Source organism: Alteromonas sp. AO-Serp (assembly GCF_017849675.1).
Taxonomy (GTDB): Bacteria; Pseudomonadota; Gammaproteobacteria; order Enterobacterales; family Alteromonadaceae; genus Alteromonas; species Alteromonas macleodii.
In genome coordinates this window covers 1-4,227 of sequence record NZ_JAFLMX010000131.1, presented here as the reverse complement: position 1 = coordinate 4,227, position 4,227 = coordinate 1, and the positions used below count along the sequence as shown (strand labels likewise).

Sequence of the window (4,227 nt, the reverse complement as noted above, 5' to 3'; positions counted from 1 at the left end):
ATTTTTTATTCAAGCAGTAGATGTAATTCGACATCTAGTTCGGTCTCGTGGGCTCGGAGATGTGTATACGTGACAGAATTGATACTGGTTACTTATACAGTGTGTATGTGTATACAGTATTCATAAAAGAGGGATTTGGCAAGTATTTAGTTGTACTTTTTTCACACAAATTGGTGCTTTGTCAGTAACTATATAAAAGATAATGGTTTTTTTGTGCTTTCGAATTCTGAAGGAAGTATTCATACTCCGATTAAGGTAAGATGCGCGCGAATTTTACATAGAAAACTACTGTATAAAGCTGGAGGAGCGTTGAGCGCATTAATACATTTAGGATACTTGGGGATGTTCTTATCGGCATTTTTGGCTGCCACTATATTGCCTTTTAGTTCTGAAATTGTGCTTAGTGCTTTATACAGTAGTGGGTTGAGCTGGGTGTTGTTGCTTGTTGTTGCTTCGTTAGGAAATGTACTCGGCTCGGTGGTTAATTATGCATTGGGCTTCAAGTTCGGAAAAGAAATTGCGACCGATAAGTTAAAAGTGAGCGAAGCAGCGTTTAACCGTGCAAGCTACACCTTTACAAAGTGGGGGAAGTGGAGCTTGTTTTTATGCTGGGTACCTATTATTGGCGACCCTATTACTTTAGTAGCAGGTGTACTTAGAAGCCCATTTTGGTTTTTTATTCTTGCGGTAACGCTTAGCAAAACAGCGCGTTATGCTGCGCTGCTTTACGTGCTCGTTTAAAAGGTTTTCGACTTTAGTTTTCTCACGCCACTGCGTTTTTGTCTCTCGACTTCTTTTGGCTTTTCTTCTGATACGTCACATACCACTGCTTCATTCTAGGGCTCATTAATATCAGTCCAATCATCCAATACCAAACGGGCTCTTGCCAAAATGTCTTCTGCGACCAGCTGAAATGAAGTAGTGCAAGTGGCAGGATCAGGTAAATGCTGTTATGAAGCTTCTGCCACTTTTTTCCCATGTTGCGCTGGATACGCTTGAACGACGTAGCGGTGAGAGCAAAAAGAAGAAGTAACGCTGCCATGCCAACAATGATGTAAGGCCTGCTTACTATCTCGCTAGCCACTAGTGCCATATCAAGCTGGAGTTCAAACACAATGTAAGTGAGCAGGTGTGCGAAGGCGTACACAAAGGTGTATACGCCAATCATACGTCTGAATTGCATTGGTTCTGGGCTTGGTAACCATTTTGCAAGTGGGCTAAGAGTAAGCGTTAGTAAAAGAAAGTGAATTGCCCAAGTTCCAGTCTCATTGATGAGCGTGTTTACAGGGTCTGGACCAAGCTGATCGGTTACCCCTGCAAAAAACAACCAAGCGATATAGCCCAATGCGAAAAGGTGAATAAGACCTTTTAGGCTGCGGCGCTGCCATACAGAGAGTCGAAATGTTTTTTTTCTTAACGGCATTAAATGAACAACTTAATAATAATGTTTAAAAACTCTAGTTAAGAGATATTGATATGAATGACTAGCTATTTTGGTTGTGACCCCATAAAGTTACAGCTAGTAATAACGGGATAAGTCCATATCTTTGTATAGCGGCGCGACTTCGCTGTAACCGTTGAACATTTGGGTGTCGATGCGATTTCTGGCGAGTAGCCCACCTGTGGTTATTCTACGCTCGCTGGCCTGGCTCCACCTTGGGTGCGACACGTTTGGATTCACGTTGGCGTAAAAGCCATACTCGTTGGCGGCCAGTCGATTCCATGTGGTAGGCGGCTTCTTGTCGGTAAGGCGAATTCTCACAATAGACTTAATGCTCTTAAAACCATACTTCCACGGTACAACAAGCCTGATAGGCGCGCCGTTTTGAGGTGGCAAGGTCTTCCCGTAAAGACCAACCGACATGAGCGTTAACGGGTGCATGGCTTCATCAAGACGCAAACCCTCTACGTAAGGGTAATCAATACCACCACCGGTAAAGCGGCTTCGTTGACCGGGCATTTGCTCAGGGTCATATAAAGTTTCAAATGCTACATATTTGGCTGACATTAATGGCTCGGCTTGTTTTAACAACGCCCCCAACTCAAACCCAATCCAAGGCACCACCATCGACCATGCTTCCACACAGCGCAAGCGGTAAATGCGTTCTTCAAGGGGAAAACGCTTTGTTAAGGCATCGTGATCAAGCTCAATGGGGTTTTTAACCATCCCGTCAACTTTTAACGTCCATGGATTAGTTTGAAATTCAGTCGCATTTTTGGCTGGTGCATCTTTAGATGTGCCAAACTCATAAAAGTTGTTGTAGCTGGTTACTTTATCTTCAGGCGTTCGGGTTTCCGTTATTTGGAACTTAGGGGGCTGACTAAACTCAAGCGCCTTTCCTTTAAACGCTGTCTTTTCTTCCTCATCTTCCCAAAACCAACCAGCAGCGCCTGCCGACTTCGCTAACAGCGTAGACGCACCCAGGAAGCCCATAGATTTGAGCAATGAACGACGATTCATATAAACGTCTTCATTGGTTACGTCATTGTCAGTTAATTTTATTGAGGGTTTAAATGGTTTTGCCATTACTATACCTTTATCTGCCGTTAAAAAACGCCATATCTAAATAAGCTTCTCTGTATATATTTGGTACTTGAGAATGTTACAGCGCGCATTAAGCTTTACTTGATGTTTTAACAATGCTGTTAATACGAGACCACAGCAATTAAGTTTTAGGTGCGTGTTAAAATAGACCTTAAAACTCGTTAATAAATTTCAAGAAAATGTGGTGCTATCAAAACATTTCGACTTTGACATGCTGTAATAATGGCAGTAGGGTTTAAATCAGACAGGAAGTTAATAACGGCAGCAAAGGAAAGCACCCTATGAAAGTAATTTCGGCAATCGTGGTTGTCTTTTGTGTGCATGTGGCAAATACCAGTTGGGCTGACGAATTATCCAACATCGATGATGCATTTTCTTTTATCGAGCGTAGTTCAGATAAAAGTGCAGCCCTATATCATTCCATTATTTCAGGTAACCTAAATCAAAGCGACGCTGCTACGCTTAGCGCAATTGAAAACATATCAACTGACCCCAACGTGCAATTGCCTGATATGGTTGTAGCTTCACTCGGTCTTCAATTTTTATCTGCGAACATCACTAACGGCACTTCTCCACTTTTGCTGGAAGATATATCCGACCTGTATGAGAAAGCCAAAGCAAACTTTATGAGCGATAGGTTGCAACTTCGAAATTTTTTAAGCTGTACGCTTTATGGAAATAAGAAAGTCAAATACACCCTTAAAGCGTTGGACACTTTGGTTGATGCAAATGATGAGTATTTTAATCAGGTCCATATGAGGCACTTTAGAGAAACAGACCAGCTAACGCAAAGTTTAGCTGCTCAAATGTATGGGATGGTTACTAGAGAAACAGTCTTCATGGCGAAAACGTATCGCGCAATCCTTAACTTTCACAAACGCTATCCCGAAAGCGTATTGGATGAGCGCATTGATGTTGCGTTGCTATTGCGAAATTTAGCAGTGGGCTATAATCAAATGCGCGCCCAATCCCTTGAGTTAAGTACGAAGCGCTTGATCAAACAACTTGAAAATGAAGGCGTAATACCTGCGGCATCGCTAAGAAACAGAGTGTACAGCTATATTGAAATTGAACACATTCCTTGGTTGGTGAGTACGTCTACTCGTTTATAAGTTAAGTTCAACGCCATTCTTAGAAAAAGTAACGGCACGATTTGTTATTTAGCCGATTGGTTTACATATGCAAACTATCTTGAATACCGCCTTGTTTTGGTGAAAAGATATTGCTGTATAGGCGAGAGGCAAATTCATCCGTCATACCCGATATATAGTCGGCGAGAACGCGCATACCATTGTCGTTCTCACAGGCCTTGCGCCAGCGAACTTGAGTATTCTCGGGAAGTAAGCGGTCGGGATCTGATGCAAATGCCTCAAAAAGCTCCATTACCACCAGCTGCCCTTTGTATTCAAGAAGCTGCACGTCGGGGCGGCGTATTACTTTGTTAAACACAAAGCGCTTGAAGAGCTCTAGAGCTTGCGCAAATTGTTCAGGCATCACAGCGTTGAACGCCAGTAACGGATGAGCAAAACCCTCAACGCCTTTTATTTCAATAGCTGTAATAAAACTATTTACCAGCGCGCCTATGGCATTTTTCCTTTCGTGATGTGCAGCGCTAAATAGCTTATTGGTTAGCACTTCTATATTGTCTGACAGCCACGGTACATCTAGCGCTTTTAGCGGGG

At 42.7% G+C, this 4,227-nt stretch carries 4 protein-coding genes and 1 pseudogene; 2 read left to right on the top strand and 3 right to left on the bottom strand.

Annotated features, from left to right (window positions below):
• Window positions 1-342 precede the first annotated feature (342 nt).
• The gene (locus QVA83_RS09780; protein WP_014998633.1) at window positions 343-741 is read left to right on the top strand and encodes a YqaA family protein; all 399 of its coding nucleotides are present in this window, start codon (window positions 343-345) and stop codon (window positions 739-741) included.
• Window positions 742-763: 22 nt separating this feature from the next.
• Here the strand turns inward: QVA83_RS09780 and msrQ are convergent, their stop codons facing one another.
• Window positions 764-1,423, bottom strand: coding sequence for a protein-methionine-sulfoxide reductase heme-binding subunit MsrQ (msrQ, locus tag QVA83_RS09775; RefSeq protein WP_110288753.1), 660 nt, complete (start codon window positions 1,421-1,423; stop codon window positions 764-766).
• 96 nt (window positions 1,424-1,519) lie between these two features.
• Complete coding sequence (gene msrP, locus QVA83_RS09770) at window positions 1,520-2,527, bottom strand: protein-methionine-sulfoxide reductase catalytic subunit MsrP (protein WP_156078460.1); 1,008 nt, start codon at window positions 2,525-2,527, stop codon at window positions 1,520-1,522.
• 299 nt (window positions 2,528-2,826) lie between these two features.
• Between msrP and QVA83_RS09765 the strand changes: the two genes are divergently transcribed.
• Complete coding sequence (locus QVA83_RS09765) at window positions 2,827-3,657, top strand: hypothetical protein (RefSeq protein ID WP_156078459.1); 831 nt, start codon at window positions 2,827-2,829, stop codon at window positions 3,655-3,657.
• A gap of 61 nt (window positions 3,658-3,718) precedes the next feature.
• Here QVA83_RS09765 and QVA83_RS09760 read toward each other — a convergent pair.
• Window positions 3,719-4,227: pseudogene (locus QVA83_RS09760) on the bottom strand (anti-phage deoxyguanosine triphosphatase); the annotation flags it as partial.

Excerpts from the sequence above, each read along its gene's own strand:
- QVA83_RS09780 (WP_014998633.1), top strand. The coding sequence starts at position 343 with ATGTTCTTATCGGCATTTTTGGCTGCCACTATATTGCCTTTTAGTTCT.
- QVA83_RS09765 (WP_156078459.1), top strand. The coding sequence starts at position 2,827 with ATGAAAGTAATTTCGGCAATCGTGGTTGTCTTTTGTGTGCATGTGGCA.
- msrP (WP_156078460.1), bottom strand. The coding sequence starts at position 2,527 with ATGGCAAAACCATTTAAACCCTCAATAAAATTAACTGACAATGACGTA.
- msrQ (WP_110288753.1), bottom strand. The coding sequence starts at position 1,423 with ATGCCGTTAAGAAAAAAAACATTTCGACTCTCTGTATGGCAGCGCCGC.